The organism is Sphingomonas sp. UYP23 (genome assembly GCF_054059235.1).
In genome coordinates, this window is record NZ_JBSSBX010000001.1 from 3412451 (window position 1) to 3428475 (window position 16025).

A 16025-nucleotide genomic window follows, 5' to 3' on the forward strand; every position below is an offset into this window, starting at 1 on the left:
TATCTTAGCGCTATCGAATCACTAGAAAGGAACGATATGTTTGAAATGCACAAACGCGCCGGCCACCGGATGGACGGGCATCATCACATGGGCATGCGCGGCGGCTTCGGCGGCGGGCGTGGCCATGGTCGAGGCGAGGGCGAGGGCCGCGGTGGTCCACGTGGCCGGCGCATGTTCGACGGCGGCGAGCTCCGGCTCGTCTTGCTCAAGCTGATCGCCGACGAGCCGCGGCACGGCTATGACCTGATCCGCTCGATCGAGGAACTGACCGGCGGCGCCTATGCGCCGAGCCCGGGGGTGGTCTATCCCACGCTCACCCTGCTCGACGAAATGGAGCTGATCGAGGTCGGCCAGGCCGAGGGCGCCAAGAAGCGCTTCGCGATTACCGCCACCGGCACCGCGCATCTCGCGGACAATGCCGAACTGATCGAGGCGCTGTTCGCCCGGCTTGCCGAGGTCGGCGCCGAGCGGGCGCGCACCGACAGCGCTTCGGTCCGTCGCGCGATGGGCAATCTGCGCGAGGTGCTGATGCACAAGCTGCGCGCCGAGGAGCTCGACAAGGAAACGCTCCACCAGCTCGTCGCGCTGATCGACGACGCCGCGCAGAAGATCGAGCGCCTGTGATGGCGTATGTGGCGACAGCGCGCGTGCCGACCGCGTCGGCGAGCAAATACCTCCAGCAGACGTGCAAGCATTGGGAGCATAATCTGGCGGTGACGTTCACCCCCGACCACGGGACGATCGTCTTCCCCAAGGACGCGCGCGGGGCGGATCATCCCGGCGACGCCACCGTCACCTTCGATGCGCATCCCGCTACGCTCGAGGTGCGGATCGATGCGACTTCGGAGGCGCAGCTCGAGGGGCTGAAGGGCGCGGTCGCGCGCCATGTCGACCGCTTCGCGTTCCGCGAGGCGCCATTGACGTACGACTGGGGCTGATTGCGCCGATCACCAGCGGGTACTGGATGGAGGGAGGCCTGTATCGCCTCCCTCTCTTCATTTCGGGATGAGCAGCCGGGAGCGACCCGGCGAGGTCGTAGACTCTTAAAGCGGTCATTCCGCTTCCGACCAATAGCCGTCATCGCGAGAAACAGCTACGCTCCAGCGATGAGCATCAACGCCCCCTACATCGAACAGATGCGTGCGAAGATCATCGACACCGCACGAAGAATGCTTGCAGGTCAGCTGCCCTACATAGAAGGAGTTCGTGCGATTTGTGAAATGTTGAGCGACGCGCGGCTGTCCAATCTGGAAGAACCGTTTGTTGGCTTCACAGCTGTTGATAGCGAGACTGACGCTGTGCCCATCGGCGATGTTCGTGAGCGTTGGCATCCAGAAGCAAAGATCAAGCTGGCAGCCGAGTGGGAACGGGCAGAACTATACGCCAAGTCGATCTGCGAGCCCGCTTGTAGAGCGGCCATTGAATGGCTTGAGGCCCATCCGACCTTTGTCCGCTAACCACCAATTTGCGCCGTTCAGCCCGGTGCGTCGTGGGCCGCTGTTAAAAGCGCCACCGACCCCCTTCCGTCATCCCCGCGTAGGCGGGGATCCATACTGGCTCACGGCGCAGGACTGGACGGACGGGACTAATGGATTCCCGCCTACGCGGGAATGACGGGCAGGTTGCACGAAATTTCGTGTCCGACCTTCGTTCCGCAACGTCGGCTTCCCCCACTTTTCGCCGTTAAGCCCATGCGTAAGTAGAACGCGTTCTATGGGGTGACGCCCTACGCGGCTTGCGCAACACTGGTCGGCAGCGTCCCAGCGCGCCGCTCGAGCACCTTGAGATAGGTGTCGAGCACGACCTGGTTGATCCGCTCCCACTGGTAGGTCGCCGCTTCGGCATGACCTGCCGCGCCCGCGCTGCGGCGGAAGGCGTCATCCTGGCAGAAGCGCTGCAGCGCGTCGGCATAGCCTTCGATATCGGTCGGCGGTACGATCAGCCCGGTCACGCCATCGGCGATCAGCCCGACCGCGCCCGAGGCGCGCGCCGCGACCACCGGAACCCCCGCCGCCATTGCTTCCAACGTGACGTTGCCGAAGGTCTCGGTCAGACTCGGATTGAAGAACACGTCCATCGACGCGACCGCGCGGCCGAGATCGTCGCCGGTGAGATAGCCCGCGAACACCGCATTGGGCGCCTGCTGCGCGAACCAGTCGCGCGCGGGGCCTTCACCGACGACGAAGGTGCGATACTTGACGCCACGCTGGTCGAGCACGCGCAGCGCCTGCGCGAACACGTCGAGGCCCTTTTCCTTGACCAGCCGGCCGAGGAACCCGACCGCGATCTCGTCATCGGCGATGCCGAGGCTGCGCCGCCAGGCGAGGTCGCGCCGTGCCGGGTTGAAGCGCTCGTGATTGACCCCGCGCGACCAGCGCGTGACCGGCGTCGGCACCCCCCAGTCCTGGAGGATCTCGCCCATCATCTGGCTCGGCGCGAGCACTTCGTCGACGCGGCTGTAGAAGCGCGCCTGCGCGCGGATCATGATGGGGACGAGGAAGCCGAGCCCATAATAGCTCATATAGGTCTCGAACCGCGTATGGTACGAGGCGACGCACGCGATATTGTGCTTCTCGGCATAGTCGAGCGCCTTGTGGCCGAGCCGGTCGGGCGCCGAGAGATGGATCAGATTGGGTGCGAACGCCGCGAGATCGCGTCGGACACGATTGCCCATGCCGCGCGTCAGCTTGTATTCGCCGCGCAGCGGGATCTTGATCGACGGCGCGCTGACCAGATCGCCGGTCGGCGGGAAAGCGGGCTTGCGGCTGGTCGGCGCATAGATGCGCACCTTCACCCCGCGGCTGAGCAGATGGCCGACGAGCAGGTTGAGCGTCTGGTTGGCACCATCACGCGTATAATTATAGTTGCCGCTGAACAGCGCCACACGGAGATCGGAAGCTTGCATCGGATGGCGCCATAGCGAAGCGCGGGGCTCGTGACTATCTCCCGTACCGCATCGCGCCGCGCTCAAGGATTTCCGTATGTCCGATCTCTCCGCCTTCCCGATCACCCAGCGCTGGCTCGCGCAGCATCCCGAGCGGCTGCAACTCTATTCGTTGCCAACGCCGAACGGCGTGAAGGTTTCGATCCTGCTCGAAGAAATTGGGCTGCCCTATGAAGCGCATCTGGTCGATTTCGCGAAGGACGATCAGAAAAGTCCCGAGTTCGAATCGCTCAACCCCAATGGCAAGATCCCGGCGATCCTCGATCCGAACGGCCCCGACGGTCAGCCGCAGGCCTTGTTCGAATCGGGCGCGATCCTGCTGTATCTCGCCGAGAAGACCGGGCAGTTCCTGCCGAGCGATCCGGTCGCGCGGTTGCAGGCGATCCAGTGGGTGATGTTCCAGATGGGCGGGGTCGGCCCGATGTTCGGGCAGGTCGGCTTCTTCGTGAAGTTCGCCGGCAAGGACTTCGAGGACAAGCGCCCGCGCGATCGCTATGTCGCCGAGGCCAAGCGGCTGCTGGGGGTGATGGACGCCGCGCTTGCCGGCAAGACCTGGTTCCTGGGCGACGCTTATACGATCGCCGACATCTCGATGCTCGGCTGGGTCAACGGGCTGGTCAATTTCTACGGCGCGGGGGAGCTTGTCGGGTTCGACGCGTTCGCCAACGTCAAGGCGTGGCTCGCGCGCGGGCTCGCGCGGCCGGCGGTGCAGCGCGGGCTGCATAGTCCCGCGCGGCCATAGCCATCACGCCGCGGCGTGGACCTGCGCGAAGCCCTCGAAATAGCCGCGCAAGCTCGGGTCGATGACCGGCGCGAGCAGTTGCGCGACGGTTTCGGGGAGCGTCGCTTCGCCGCGCACCGACCCGCCGCGCGCATAGCCCATCGACCATTCGCCAAAGCTTGGCGCCGCGATCTCGGTCCGCGACAAGACCACGACGGCGTGATGGCGGGGGTCCTGTTTGATCCGCTGGAATACAGCGTCGATCGCGTCCTCGGCGCCCTCGAGCACCTGGAGGAAGCGTCGGCCGCCGGCGACGAGCAAGCCCGTCACGCCGACCGCGGCATTGTTGCGCCGCGAAACGCGAAGGATCTCTTCCAGGTCACCGGCGGTGAAGGTGGTTCGGGTGCTGCTGATGTAGATGAGGCGACGCATAAGGGAACTCCGGGGAACGTCCCTTCTTCCCGCGCGAATTGCGAAGGGCGGGTTAATATTGCTGTGTGATTGATCTGGATCATCTAAATCGTGGGTCAGCGCGTGCCGCAGCGCCGAGCCAGCGAAAATCTGTTCCCCTCTCGTTCCGAATTGGCTATGGGGTGACGCATGGCCAAACCTCAGAAACGCTATGTCTGCCAGGCGTGCGGATCGGTCTCGCACCGCTGGCAGGGGCAGTGCGCCGATTGCGCCGAATGGAACACGCTGGTCGAGGAAGCCGGCGGCGGCACTGTCACGCCGTTCCAGGCCAAGCATAACCTCCAGTCAGGCGGGCGGACGATGACGCTGGTCGGGCTCGATGCCGACATCGCGCTGCCCGAGCGGATGACGTCGGGGATCGCCGAGCTCGACCGCGCGCTCGGCGGCGGGTTCGTCGAGGGGTCGGCGACGCTGATCGGGGGCGATCCGGGCATCGGCAAGTCGACGCTGCTGCTCCAGGCGGCGGCGAAGATGGCGCTGGCGGGCCTCCGCGTCGCCTATGTCTCGGGCGAGGAAGCGGCCGACCAGGTGCGGCTGCGTGCGCGACGGTTGGGGCTGGGGCACGCGCCGGTGCAGCTCGCCGCGGCGACCTCGACGCGCGATATCCTGACGACGCTGGGGCAGGGGCAGCCGCCCGCTCTGCTCGTGATCGATTCGATCCAGACGATGCATAGCGACCTGATCGAGGGTGCGCCGGGCACCGTCAGCCAGGTGCGTGCCTCGGCGCAGGAGTTGATCCGCTTCGCCAAGGAACGCGGGACGGCGGTGGTGCTGGTCGGCCATGTCACCAAGGACGGCTCGATCGCCGGCCCGCGCGTGCTCGAACATATGGTCGACACCGTGCTGAGCTTCGAGGGCGAGCGCAGCCACCAATATCGGATTCTGCGTGCAATCAAGAACCGCTTCGGCGGCACCGACGAGATCGGCGTGTTCGCGATGGTGGCGGAAGGCTTGTCCGAAGTTGGCAATCCCTCGGCCTTGTTCCTGACGCAGCGCGACGAGGGCGTGACGGGGACGACGGTCTTCCCCGCGCTCGAGGGAACGCGGCCGGTGCTGATCGAAATTCAGGCACTGGTCGTGCGGCTGGCCAGCGGCGCGACACCGCGGCGTGCGGTGGTCGGCTGGGATAGCGGCCGGCTGGCGATGGTGCTCGCGGTGCTCGAGGCGCGCTGCGGGCTCAGTTTCTCGACCAGCGAAGTTTATCTCAACATCGCCGGCGGCTACCGCGTGCAGGATCCCGCGGCCGATCTCGCGGTCGCGGCGGCGTTGATCTCGGCCTTGTCCGAGCGGCCGGTGCCGGCCGATGCGGTGGTGTTCGGCGAGCTTGCGCTGTCGGGAGAGGTGCGGCCGGTCGCGCATGGTGCGCTGCGCTTGAAGGAAGCGGGCAAGCTCGGTTTCGAGCGCGCGTTGCTGCCCGCCGCGGTGCAGGACGACAAGAGCGGGTTGAAGCTGACCGGCTTCCGCACGCTCGGCAGTTTCGTCGAGCATATGCTCGGGCGCTAACAGCCCCTCGACTTCTGCCACCGCTCGCGGATAAGGCGCGAAGATGCATCTTACCGCGCTCGATATCCTTGTCCTGCTTACCGTCGGCGGATCGGCCACGCTCGGGCTCGTGCGCGGGTTCGTGACCGAAGTGCTGTCGCTGTTCGCGTGGGTGGCGATCGTCTTCGCGGTCAAGCTGTTCCATGTGCCGCTGACGCACGCGCTGACGGGCATGGTCGGCACCACGACCGGCGCCGCGGTGCTCGCCTTCGCGATCCTTGGCGGGGTGACCTATTTCGGCGGGCGGATGGTGGCCAATGCGATCGGCGCGCGCACGCGCGATTCGATCCTCGGCCCGGTCGATCGTGCGCTCGGCTTCGGCTTCGGCGCGCTGAAGGGGCTGATCCTGGCGAGCCTCGCTTTCCTGCTCGTCGTGCTGATGACCGACACGATGAGCGGCGGTCCGACGCACCGGCCCGAATGGCTGACCCAGGCCAAGGTCTATCCACTGCTCAACACGACCAGCGCGAGCATCGCCGATTTCGTCGATCGCCGCCGCCGGGGTGAGCCCGTGTTCGGCCCGAACTATGCGGTGCCAAAGCGCGGCGCCGAAACGAACTCCGCCTCCGAGTGAGCGCGGCGGGGTGACGCGCGGGGCGGTCTTGCCTACATAGGCGCCATGACCGCGCCGCTCTACACCACCGAGATCCTCCGCCTCTCGACGACGATCCCGCATCACGTGCGCCTGACCGATCCGATGGGCACGTCCGAGAAGCGTTCGCCGATCTGCGGCAGCCGGGTGACGGTCGACGTCAATATGGATCGCGACGGCCGCATCGCCGAACTCGGGATGCTCGTGCGCGCGTGTGCGCTAGGACAGGCATCGGCGTCGCTGATGGGCGCCGAGGTGATCGGCAAGACCCCCGCCGAGATCGCCGCAGCGCGCGACGCGCTCGCGGCCTGGCTCGCGGGTGACGGCGCGCTCCCGGACTGGCCGGGGTTCGAGCTGTTCACGCCGGCCTTGCCGCACAGTGCGCGGCACGCCTCGATCCGGCTCGCTTTCGAGGCCGCCGCCGAAGCTGCGCAAAGCGCCGCCGCCAAGGCACCGGCATGAACGAGTCGCTGCTGCTCGACGGGGTGATCCTCGGCGGCTTCGCGCTCGTCTTCGTCCTGATCTTTCGCCGCTTCGGGCTCGGTGCAACGCTTGGCTATCTCGTCGCGGGCGCGGTGGTCGGGCCGCAGGTGCTGCATCTCGTCGGCAATGCCGAATCGAAGATGGGCATCGCCGAGCTCGGCATCACCTTGCTGCTGTTCATCGTCGGGCTCGAGCTCAACCCGACGCGGTTGTGGGCGCTCAAGAAGGAGATCTTCGGGCTTGGCCTGATGCAGGTCGTGCTGTGCGGGCTCGCGGTAACGGGCGTGGTGTGGCTCTCGACGCGGCTCGGCGGATCGGCGGCGCACTTTACCTGGGCGGCGGCGCTCGTGCTCGGCCTGCCGCTCGCGCTGTCGTCGACCGCGCAGGTGTTGCCGATGCTGCAATCGGCGGGGCGGCTGCGCACCCCGTTCGGGGAGCGCGCCTTCTCGATCCTGCTGTTCCAGGATCTGTCGATCGTACCGTTGATCACGCTCGTCACCGTCCTGTCGCGCAATCCGGCCGATGCCGGTGGGCCGCCGGGATGGCTGCTGTTCCTCTACACCGTCGGTGCGGTGGCGGGGCTGGTCGCTGCCGGGCGCTTCCTGCTGCGGCCGCTGTTCCGCATCATCGGCAACATGGGCGAGCGCGAGATGTTCGTGTTCGCGGCGCTCTTCACCGTGATCGGCGCGGCGGCGATCATGGAATCGCTCGGCCTGTCGACCGCGCTCGGCGCGTTCGTCGCGGGCGTGATGCTTGCCGACAGCCCGTATCGGCACGAGCTCGAGGCCGATGTCGAGCCGTTCCGCTCGATCCTGCTCGGGCTGTTTTTCCTCGCGGTCGGGATGATGCTCGATCTCCATGCGATCGCCGAGCGGCCGTTCTTCGTGATCGGGATGGCGCTCGCGCTGATCGCGACCAAGGCGCTGATCATCTTCGGCATCGGCATCCTGTTCAAGATGAAGTGGCGTGCGGCGCTCGCGCTCGGCCTGTTGCTGAGCCAGGGCGGCGAGTTCGGCTTCGTGCTGTTCGCGCAGGCGCAGCACGCCTTCCTGATCGCGCCCGAAGCCGCCAGCCTGTTCGGGGCGATCGTCACGCTGTCGATGGCGACGACGCCGTTCCTGATGATGATCACGCAGCGCATCCGCGAGGAGCCGATCATCGCCGGCGAGCGCGACGGGCCCCAGGCGGACGGCGCCAACGCACTGATCGTCGGCTATGGGCGCTTCGGCCAGACGGTTGCGCAGATGCTGATCGCGCAGGGCGTGCCGGTGACGCTGATCGACACCGATATCGAGATGATCGATATCGCCTCCGAGTTCGGCGCGAAGGTCTATTATGGCGACGGGACGCGGATGGACATGCTGCGTCAGGCAGGGGCAGGCGAGGCCGAGCTCATCATGTTCTGCATGGATGGCGACCAGATCTCGGCCGATCTGGTCAAGGGCGTGAAGGAGGCGTTCCCGCACGCCTCGATCTATGTCCGCGCCTATGATCGCCGCGCGGTGATCAAGCTCAAAGGCGCGCCGCTCGACGGGGTGGTGCGCGAGGTGCTCGAATCGGCAGTAAAGATGGGGCGGATGGCGCTGAAGAGCATCGGCGTCGACCAGGCCGAGATCGATCGCACCGAGGAAACCTATCGCCGCAAGGACAAGGAGCGGCTGCGCGCGCAGGTCGCCGCGGGCGACATTCGCGCCGCGCGCGACACGATCATCACACAGGACGAGCGCGAATCGGCGCTGCCCGAGGATGAAGCGTCGGTGGAGGAACCGCGATGAACTGGATTGCGATCATCGCTGCGCTGTCCGGAGCGCTGGCGATCGGTGCCGGGGCGTTCGGCGCGCATGGCGCGGGCAAGGAAGCGGCCGAGTGGCTCAAGACCGGCGCGCATTACCAGTTGATCCATGCGGTCGCGGCGCTAGTCGCACTGCGGATGGAAGCGCGCGGGCCGGCGTGGCTGTTCCTCGTCGGCGGGGCGATCTTCGCGGTGTCGCTCTATCTGATGGCGCTCGGCGCGCCGCGCTGGTTCGGCGCGATCACGCCGATCGGCGGTGCGGCGCTGATTGCCGGCTGGCTGTGGCTGGCATGGGTGGCACGGAGCTGAGCTAAGCGGCGTGCGGGTGATTGACCCGGCCGATCCTCCCGACGTGCGATCGATCCGGAGCGCCTGTTGCCGTTTGTGTAACGATGCCGGACCTTAGGGGGCGGCGATTTCAAGGCGGCGTGATGTCGTTTCGCCGATAGGAATGCGGCCGACATTGACGGTCTGCGGCGAGCCGAGGTCCTTGATGTGGAATCGCCGCGCGTGCCAACGAGCCGCTTTGTAATTTTACGTAGTATCCTCTCAGCAAAGTCTTGAGGCTTTATTGGCCATTGGTTGTCGTTCGCCCAGTGACCCTTCCCTTTGCCAGAGTTGTATCCTGATGCTGCGCACGGTCGGACTCCTGTTCAAGCTCGATACACCTGACCATGAAATTGCGCGCGCCCAGTTCCGTTCGCTCGCCAAGCAAGTTCCGCTACTGTATCTCATTCTGATCTGCAATACCGCGGCGATAACGTCGGAGTTCTTTCGCGCAGAAATGCCGTTTCGCACCTTGGTCATACCGACGATCCTTTGCGTTATCGCATCGGCGCGTGCGATATGGTGGCTGCGGCAGAACGCGGAAAGGGATATTTCGGACGAGGATCTTGTGCGTCTGATCAGACGAACCTGCAACCTCGCCTTAGTGCTGACGATGGCGTTCGAGATATGGAGCGCGTCTATTTATGGTCTTGGCCAATCGAAGTCGCGCGGACAGCTGATATTCTTTCTATCGTTGACCGAAGTCAGTACGATCTTCTGCCTGATGAGTATTCGTGCGGCCGCCATGCGAGTGGCCGCCGTCTCTATGGTTTGGTCGATCGGATATTTCGCGTGGATCGGGGCTGGGGAGAACATGGTCGAATCGATCGTCATGTTTTTCGTCAGCGGCGGGCTGATGGTCATCGCCTTCCGGTACAATTTCGAATTTACCCAGATGATCTACTCGCGACGCGATCTGCGCCTTCGCCAGATGGAATCGGAAATCCTCAGCCGGGAGAACGCGCGCATTGCAGTGACGGACGCGCTGAGCGGACTTCCGAACCGCCGGCATCTGGTTGCGCGCCTGGATACACTGGAAAGCGATCCAGACCGGCCGCTTGACAGCGTGGCCATCGTGTTCGTCGATCTCGATGGATTCAAGGAAATCAACGATGCACACGGGCATCATGCCGGAGATCTGCTGATCGGAAGCCTGAGCGAGCGGCTGCGCGAAACCTGTCCGGCGTATGCGACTCTCGCGCGCATAGGGGGCGACGAGTTCGCCGTTCTGGTCGAGACGTCGGGAGCAACCGCGAAGGCGGTCGCGATAGCGAAGCGCTACCGCGCGGAGATCAACCTCCCGGTGCTGGTCGAACAGCACGTCCTCCAGGTCGGTTCCAGCATCGGGATCGCCGGCAATACGTCTGCCCCGCTGAAGGCGAACGAACTGCTTCGCCGCGCCGATACCGCGATGTATCATGTCAAGACGCACGCGAAGGGCGAGATCGCGGTCTATCAAGAGACGTTCGACGAAGGCAGGCTCCACCGCATCGCCGTACAGGCCCAGATCGGCGCGGGCCTCGCAAAGAATGAGTTCGATGTCGTCTATCAACCGATCGTTGACGCCCAAACCGGTGCGATTGTAGCGGCGGAGGCGCTGATCCGGTGGCCTGGCCGGTCCGAAGGGCCGCTCAGTCCCGATCAATTCATTGGGATCGCCGAAGCGACGAGACAGATCCTCTCGATCGGCGTGTTCGTGCTGGAACGCGCATGCCGCGATTTCCAGAGGCTCACCTCCATCAAGCTCAGCGTGAACGTGTCGCCTGCGCAGTTCCGCGATCCCACCTTCCAGCGGCAGGTCGCGCATATCCTCGAACAGACCCGTTTTCCGGCAAAGCGGCTGCAGTTTGAAATCACCGAGGGCTATCTGCTCGCCGACGCCTACCGCGCGATCGACGGGGTCAAGGCGTTCAGAGCGATGGGAATCTCGGTCGCGCTGGATGATTTTGGAACCGGGTTCACCAGCATCCACTATCTGCAATCCTATGGCTTCAGCCACATCAAGATCGACAAGTCCCTGCTCGAGGATCTGCACCGCGGGAGCAAAGCCTCGATGTTGATCGAGGCGGCCGTCCTGTTGGCGAAGGGACTCGACATGCGAGTCGTTGCAGAAGGCGTCGAGACCGATGAGCAGGCGGGACTGCTGCGCGCCGCGGGGTGCCATGAGCTCCAGGGATATCTGTTCGGGAGACCGATGTCCCTGGAGGCTTTTCGTGCGCTGTGCACGGCGCAAATCCAGGCGTGCGGAAAACCGGGGTCGGCTGAGAAGCGTTTCGCTTGAAGCCGTTCGTGTGACGCGACGGGATGGCCTCCCGGCTTCGTCGATCCCGATATGAATGGATCGTATCTGCCGATCACCCGCTCTTGCCGGCGCGGCGGCAGCGGTCCGAGCAATAGACGACATTGTCCCAGTCGCGCGCCCATTTCTTGCGCCACGCAAAGGGGCGTTGGCAGACCGGGCAGATCTTCTCGGGCAGGTTTGCCTTGGCGATGCCTTGGGGCATGGGGACGCCTCCTTTTCACTTCCCCGGCGGAGCGCTTAGGCGTCGAGGAACGCCCGTACGTCGGCCAGATCCACTGATTTGTCGAGGAAGGTCGCGCCGATTCCGCGCGCGAGCAGGAAGGGGAGGGTGCCGGCGTCCATCTTCTTGTCGTGGAGCATGTGCGCCACCAGCGTTTCACCGTCCGCCGCGAGCCCCGCGGCCGCGACGTCAGCTGGCAGGCCGATCGCGCGCAGATGTGCCGCGACCCGCTCGGCGTCGATCGCCGGCGCGAGGCCGTGCGCGGCCGAATAGCCGAACGCCAGCGCCATCCCGGCAGCGACGCCTTCGCCGTGGAGCAGCCGGTCGGAGAAACCGGCCTCGGCCTCCAGCGCGTGACCAAAGGTGTGGCCCAGATTGAGCAGCGCGCGCTTGCCGGTCGTCTCGCGCTCGTCCTCGGCGACGATCCGCGCCTTGGCGGCGACCGAATGCGCGATGGCATAGGCACGCGCGGCAGGATCGCCGGCGAGCAGTGCCGGCGCGTTGGCCTCGCACCAGTCGAAGAAGGCGGGATCGTCGATCAGCCCGTATTTGACGACCTCGGCATAGCCCGCGCGGACGTGGCGCAGGGGCAGCGTGTCGAGCACTTGCGGGTCGATCAGCACCAAAGCGGGCTGGTGGAACGCGCCGACGAGGTTCTTGCCGGCCTTCGAATTGATCGCGGTCTTGCCGCCGACCGATGAATCGACCTGCGCGAGCAAGGTCGTCGGGATCTGCACGAAGCCGCAGCCGCGCTTGAGGATGCTGCACGCGAAGCCGACGAGATCGCCGATCACGCCACCGCCCAGCGCCACGACATGATCGCCGCGCTCGATCCCGAGGTCGAGCAGCCGGTCGGTGAGCTGTTCGAGCATCGCCCAGCTCTTGGTGCCCTCGCCCGGCGGGAGCACGATCGCCTCGCTTTCGACGCCCGCCGCGCTGAGCGATGCCTGCAGCGTCGCCAGATGGGGGAGCACGTTCTCGTCGGTGACGATCGCCATTCGGCGCCCGCGCGACAGCGGTTTCAGCCACTCGGCGGCGCGTGCCAGCACGCCGGCTTCGATCACTACGTCATAGCTGCGCGAACCGAGCGCCACGGGAATGGTCGTCATATCTTGCCGAGCGCTTTCAGAATGGTGTTGACCGTCGCGTCGTGCGACGCGCGGTGGCTGGAGACGCGTAAATGCGCGGTCGCGTAGAACGGGTTGCGCACGCGCGCCAGTTCTTCGAGCACCGCAAGCGGATCGCGGTTGCGCAGCAGCGGGCGCGTGTCGCGGCGCGAAACACGCTCGACCAGCACCGCGGGCTTGGCATCGAGCCAGATCGCAAAGCCGTTCGACAGGATCGCGGCGCGCGTTTCAGGATCGACAAAGGCGCCGCCGCCGGTGGCGATCACGCGGCGTTCGCCATCCATCAACCGCGCGATGACGCGGCGTTCGCCGTCCCGGAAATGCGCTTCGCCGAATCGCTCGAAAATCTCCGCGACCGCCATCCCAGCAGCGATCTCGATCTCGGTGTCGGCATCGACGAAGGGCAGGCCCAGACGGGTCGCGAGCCTGCGGCCGACGGTCGATTTGCCAGCCCCCATCAATCCGACCAGCACGATCGGCTGGCCGTTCCAGCGGGGCGGTTCGGGCGGGGTGGGGGCGGGGCTTTGCAACATCGAAGCGAGCGCTATACAGCGCACCTGCGTCTCGGGCAAAAGCTTGGTCGTTGCCCATTTTCAGTTTGTTGCAGGTTGTGAGCCCATGCCCCGTTCGATCGTCGCTCTCATCGTCGTCCTCGTGGTGGTGGTCGCTTTGCTGTTCGGCCTGTCGCGCCTGTCGCACGAAAAGCCGCTGAAGCATGTCGAGAAGGCCGTCCCGCTTGCGAATCTCCAGAAGTAAGGTCGCGCTGGCTGCGCTCGCCGCAGCGCTGGCGATCCCGGCCTCAGGCCAGGACAAGCCCGAATCGATTCTCCCGCCCGGCTTCGGTGATCCGACGCCGGCGCCGAGCGCACCGCGTCCGCGCGCCGTCCAGCCGATTCGACCCGACGCGTCCGCCTCGCCGGCGACGCGTCCGGTGGGGCCGCTCGTCGCGCCGCCGCTCCCTGACGCGCCCGATGTCGATCCGACGCCGCTCGAAACACCGACGCCCACCGCAACCCCGCCGGCCGCGACCGATTTCGCCGCATTCGTCCGCGCCGACATGCCGGCCTATGCCCGGCGATCGCTCGCGCAGGTCGGCGTCGTCGGCCCCGCGCAGGGCGCGATGGCGGCCGATGCGTTCGGTCGCGCCGATGGTCGCTATCTCGAGACGCTGATGCGCCGGTTGAACCCGCCGGTCGCGTCGCGCTGGGTCTCGATCGCGCTGCGCCGCGCGCTGCTCGCGCGCGTCGATACCCCGCGCGGCGTCAACGGTGCCGATTTCGCTGCCGAGCGTGCCTGGCTGCTGGTGCGGATGGGCGAGTCCGTCGCTGCCCGCGCGATGGTCCAGGCGGTCGATACCGAAGATTATACGCCCAAGATGTTCGTCGCGGCGATGCAGGCAGCGCTTGCGGCGGGCGATCCCGCGGCGTTGTGCCCGGCGGTCGAAGTCGGTGCGAATCTCGGGGCCGAGCGCGGCTGGATCCTCGCGCGGGCGATGTGCGCGGGGCTGTCGGGGATGCCCGCCAAGGTGCAGCCGCTGCTCGCCCAGGCGCGACGGTCGCGGTTGGCCGGCGGCGTCGACCTGCTGCTTGCCCAGAAGGTCGCGGGTGCGGGGCAGAGCGGTCGCCAGGCGGTGACGATCGAATGGGACGATGTCTCGCAGCTGACGTCGTGGCGCTATGGTCTTGCGATGGCGTCGGGGGTTGAAATCCCCACGACGCTGCTCGCGACGGGGACGCCTGCGGTCGATGGCTGGCGTGCGCTGGCGCCGACGCTCGCGCCCAACGTCCGCGCCGCGGCGGCCGAACTCGCGGCGGCGCGCGGCATCTTGTCGAGCGCGGCACTGATCGATCTGTACAGCGCGATCGACGCAGGCGACGACCAGTCGATCGCCGAGGCGGGCATCGCGCGCGACCTGCGCGCCGGTTACGATGCGAGCGATGTCGCGGCGCGCGCCGATGCGCTCAAGCGGCTGTGGGACGAACCCAAGACCTATGAAGGCCGCTACGCGCGGCTCGTGCTGACCGCGGGTGCGGCGGCGCGGTTGCCGCAGACGCTCGAAAAGCCCGATGTCGACCGGATCGTCGCCTCGATCCTGAGCGCCGGGCTCGACCCGCGCGCGATGCGCTGGCGCGAGAAGGCCGAGCGCGGCAGCAACGCCTGGGCGCTGCTGACGTTGGTCGACCCGTCCGAGCCGGTGACGAGCTATGACGAGGTCAGCGCCTATGCCGGCGCGAACGATTCGGACGGGCTCAAGCGGCGGATGTTCTTTGCCGGGCTTGCGGGGCTCGGCCGGATGTCGGCGAGCGAAGTCGAGCGCGGCGCGCGGACGCTCGGCGTGCGCGTCGGGCGGGAGTACAGCTGGACGCGTGCGCTCAACACGGCAGCGCTCGATCGCGAGCCCGGGACGGTCGCCTTGCTGTCGGCGGTCGGGATGCAGACGCGGCTGTGGCGGGGCGTTTCGCCCGAAGCGCTGTATCACATCGTGCGGGCGCTGCGCGCGGTAGGTTTGCCGGGCGAGGCCAAGATGGTCGCCGTCGAGGCGATGAGCCGGCTTTGACCGACGTCGCCACAGCGGGCGGGGATCGCGCGCTGATCGGGCGGTTTCTCGAGATGATGGCTGCCGAATCGGGCGCGGCGAAGAATACCGTGCTCGCCTATCGCAGCGATCTCGAGCTCGCCTCGCGCTTTCTCGAGGGGCGGTTGTGCGATGCCGGCGCCGACGATCTTGCGCGGCTCGGTGCGGAATGGCTCGCGCTGTCGAAGGCGAGCGTCGCGCGCAAGTCGGCGGCGTTGCGGCGCTTCTTCGCCTTCCTGGCGGACGAGGGGTTTCGCAGCGACGATCCCGGCGCCGCGCTGCCGCGCCCCGGCGCGTCGCGCGGTCTGCCCAAAGTGCTCGACCATGCCGATATCGACCGGCTGTTCGCCGCGATCGCCGCGCGAATCGCGCGCGATCCGCCCGATCCCAACGACCTGCGGCTCGCGGCGCTGGTCGAGCTGCTCTACGGCTCGGGGCTTCGCGCCACCGAGCTGATGTCACTGCCGCGCCGCGCGGTGGCGCCCGACCGGCCATACCTCATCCTGCGCGGCAAGGGCGGCAAGGAGCGGCTCGTCCCGCTGTCCGATCGCGCGCGGGCGGCGGTGGCGGTATGGCGGCTGCATGTTCCCGAGGAAAGCCCGTGGCTCTTCCCCTCGGGCAGAAGCCATCTCAGCCGGATCAGGCTCTATCAACTGCTCAAGGGCCTCGCGGGCGAAGCGGGGATCCCGCCGGACCGGGTCAGCCCGCACGTCCTCCGGCACGCCTTTGCGACCCATCTGCTGGCAGGCGGCGCCGATTTGCGCGCGCTGCAATCGATGCTCGGCCATGCCGATATCGCCACCACCGAAATCTATACCCATGTCGATGCCAGCCGGCTGGTCGAGCTCGTCAATGCGCGGCACCCGCTGGGCGAGGCGCAAGATCGTTTGGCGGCACGCGTTGACGCCAAGCGACGCGGGGCTTAACCG

18 protein-coding genes are annotated in these 16025 nt (G+C 66.6%); 13 read left to right on the forward strand and 5 right to left on the reverse strand.

Annotated elements, in window-relative coordinates:
* The first annotated feature begins 45 nt into the window (after positions 1-45).
* From ACVWYO_RS16810 to ACVWYO_RS16820, 3 genes are all read left to right on the forward strand, one after another.
* Positions 46-624 (forward strand): PadR family transcriptional regulator, encoded by a 579-nt coding sequence (locus ACVWYO_RS16810; protein ID WP_457355028.1) that lies wholly within the window; start codon positions 46-48, stop codon positions 622-624.
* Positions 624-938, forward strand: a complete 315-nt coding sequence (locus tag ACVWYO_RS16815) for a DUF2218 domain-containing protein (protein ID WP_457352708.1) — start codon at positions 624-626, stop codon at positions 936-938. Before ACVWYO_RS16810 ends, ACVWYO_RS16815 begins: the two co-directional genes overlap by 1 nt.
* A 168-nt stretch (positions 939-1106) precedes the next feature.
* Positions 1107-1457, forward strand: coding sequence for a hypothetical protein (locus tag ACVWYO_RS16820; RefSeq protein ID WP_457352710.1), 351 nt, complete (start codon positions 1107-1109; stop codon positions 1455-1457).
* A 269-nt stretch (positions 1458-1726) separates the two neighbouring features.
* Here the strand turns inward: ACVWYO_RS16820 and ACVWYO_RS16825 are convergent, their stop codons facing one another.
* The gene (locus ACVWYO_RS16825) at positions 1727-2905 is read right to left on the reverse strand and encodes a glycosyltransferase family 4 protein (RefSeq protein WP_457352712.1); all 1179 of its coding nucleotides are present in this window, start codon (positions 2903-2905) and stop codon (positions 1727-1729) included.
* Positions 2906-2981: 76 nt separating this feature from the next.
* On the opposite strand from ACVWYO_RS16825, the gene ACVWYO_RS16830 reads away from it, so the two are divergent.
* Entirely contained in the window at positions 2982-3686 is a 705-nt protein-coding gene (locus ACVWYO_RS16830) for a glutathione binding-like protein (RefSeq protein ID WP_457352714.1), read from the forward strand.
* A gap of 3 nt (positions 3687-3689) precedes the next feature.
* Here ACVWYO_RS16830 and ACVWYO_RS16835 read toward each other — a convergent pair whose 3' ends face one another.
* Entirely contained in the window at positions 3690-4097 is a 408-nt protein-coding gene (locus tag ACVWYO_RS16835; protein WP_457352716.1) for a BLUF domain-containing protein, read from the reverse strand.
* 168 nt (positions 4098-4265) lie between these two features.
* Between ACVWYO_RS16835 and radA the strand changes: the two genes are divergently transcribed.
* The 6 genes from radA (at position 4266) to ACVWYO_RS16865 (ending at position 11153) form a co-directional block, all read left to right on the forward strand.
* Positions 4266-5639 (forward strand): DNA repair protein RadA, encoded by a 1374-nt coding sequence (gene radA, locus ACVWYO_RS16840; RefSeq protein WP_140849718.1) that lies wholly within the window; start codon positions 4266-4268, stop codon positions 5637-5639.
* A gap of 43 nt (positions 5640-5682) precedes the next feature.
* Positions 5683-6252: a CvpA family protein gene (locus ACVWYO_RS16845; protein WP_457352718.1), complete on the forward strand. Its 570-nt coding sequence runs from the start codon at positions 5683-5685 to the stop codon at positions 6250-6252.
* A gap of 45 nt (positions 6253-6297) precedes the next feature.
* On the forward strand, positions 6298-6732 hold the full coding sequence (locus ACVWYO_RS16850; RefSeq protein ID WP_457352720.1) for an iron-sulfur cluster assembly scaffold protein: 435 nt from the start codon (positions 6298-6300) through the stop codon (positions 6730-6732).
* Positions 6729-8528, forward strand: a complete 1800-nt coding sequence (locus tag ACVWYO_RS16855; protein ID WP_457352722.1) for a cation:proton antiporter domain-containing protein — start codon at positions 6729-6731, stop codon at positions 8526-8528. Before ACVWYO_RS16850 ends, ACVWYO_RS16855 begins: the two co-directional genes overlap by 4 nt.
* Positions 8525-8854 carry a DUF423 domain-containing protein gene (locus ACVWYO_RS16860; RefSeq protein WP_457352724.1) on the forward strand — a complete coding sequence of 110 codons (330 nt, stop codon included), beginning with the start codon at positions 8525-8527 and terminating at the stop codon, positions 8852-8854. Before ACVWYO_RS16855 ends, ACVWYO_RS16860 begins: the two co-directional genes overlap by 4 nt.
* Positions 8855-9173: 319 nt before the next feature.
* On the forward strand, positions 9174-11153 hold the full coding sequence (locus ACVWYO_RS16865; protein WP_457352726.1) for a putative bifunctional diguanylate cyclase/phosphodiesterase: 1980 nt from the start codon (positions 9174-9176) through the stop codon (positions 11151-11153).
* Positions 11154-11226: 73 nt separating this feature from the next.
* On the opposite strand, the gene ACVWYO_RS16870 is transcribed toward ACVWYO_RS16865, so the two are convergent.
* Genes ACVWYO_RS16870 through ACVWYO_RS16880 form a run of 3 tightly spaced genes read right to left on the reverse strand, consistent with a single transcriptional unit; the run spans position 11227 to position 13054 of the window.
* Positions 11227-11376, reverse strand: coding sequence for a DUF2256 domain-containing protein (locus tag ACVWYO_RS16870; RefSeq protein WP_457352728.1), 150 nt, complete (start codon positions 11374-11376; stop codon positions 11227-11229).
* 35 nt (positions 11377-11411) lie between these two features.
* Entirely contained in the window at positions 11412-12503 is a 1092-nt protein-coding gene (aroB, locus tag ACVWYO_RS16875) for a 3-dehydroquinate synthase (protein ID WP_457352730.1), read from the reverse strand.
* Positions 12500-13054 carry a shikimate kinase gene (locus tag ACVWYO_RS16880; protein WP_457352732.1) on the reverse strand — a complete coding sequence of 185 codons (555 nt, stop codon included), beginning with the start codon at positions 13052-13054 and terminating at the stop codon, positions 12500-12502. Before ACVWYO_RS16880 ends, aroB begins: the two co-directional genes overlap by 4 nt.
* A gap of 85 nt (positions 13055-13139) precedes the next feature.
* Between ACVWYO_RS16880 and ACVWYO_RS16885 the strand changes: the two genes are divergently transcribed.
* Genes ACVWYO_RS16885 through ACVWYO_RS16895 form a run of 3 tightly spaced genes read left to right on the forward strand, consistent with a single transcriptional unit; the run spans position 13140 to position 16022 of the window.
* Positions 13140-13277 carry a hypothetical protein gene (locus ACVWYO_RS16885; RefSeq protein WP_165954491.1) on the forward strand — a complete coding sequence of 46 codons (138 nt, stop codon included), beginning with the start codon at positions 13140-13142 and terminating at the stop codon, positions 13275-13277.
* On the forward strand, positions 13258-15078 hold the full coding sequence (locus ACVWYO_RS16890) for a hypothetical protein (protein ID WP_457352734.1): 1821 nt from the start codon (positions 13258-13260) through the stop codon (positions 15076-15078). The genes ACVWYO_RS16885 and ACVWYO_RS16890 overlap by 20 nt, the downstream gene beginning before the upstream one ends.
* Positions 15075-16022, forward strand: a complete 948-nt coding sequence (locus tag ACVWYO_RS16895) for a tyrosine-type recombinase/integrase (RefSeq protein WP_457352736.1) — start codon at positions 15075-15077, stop codon at positions 16020-16022. Before ACVWYO_RS16890 ends, ACVWYO_RS16895 begins: the two co-directional genes overlap by 4 nt.
* Positions 16023-16025: the final 3 nt, after the last annotated feature.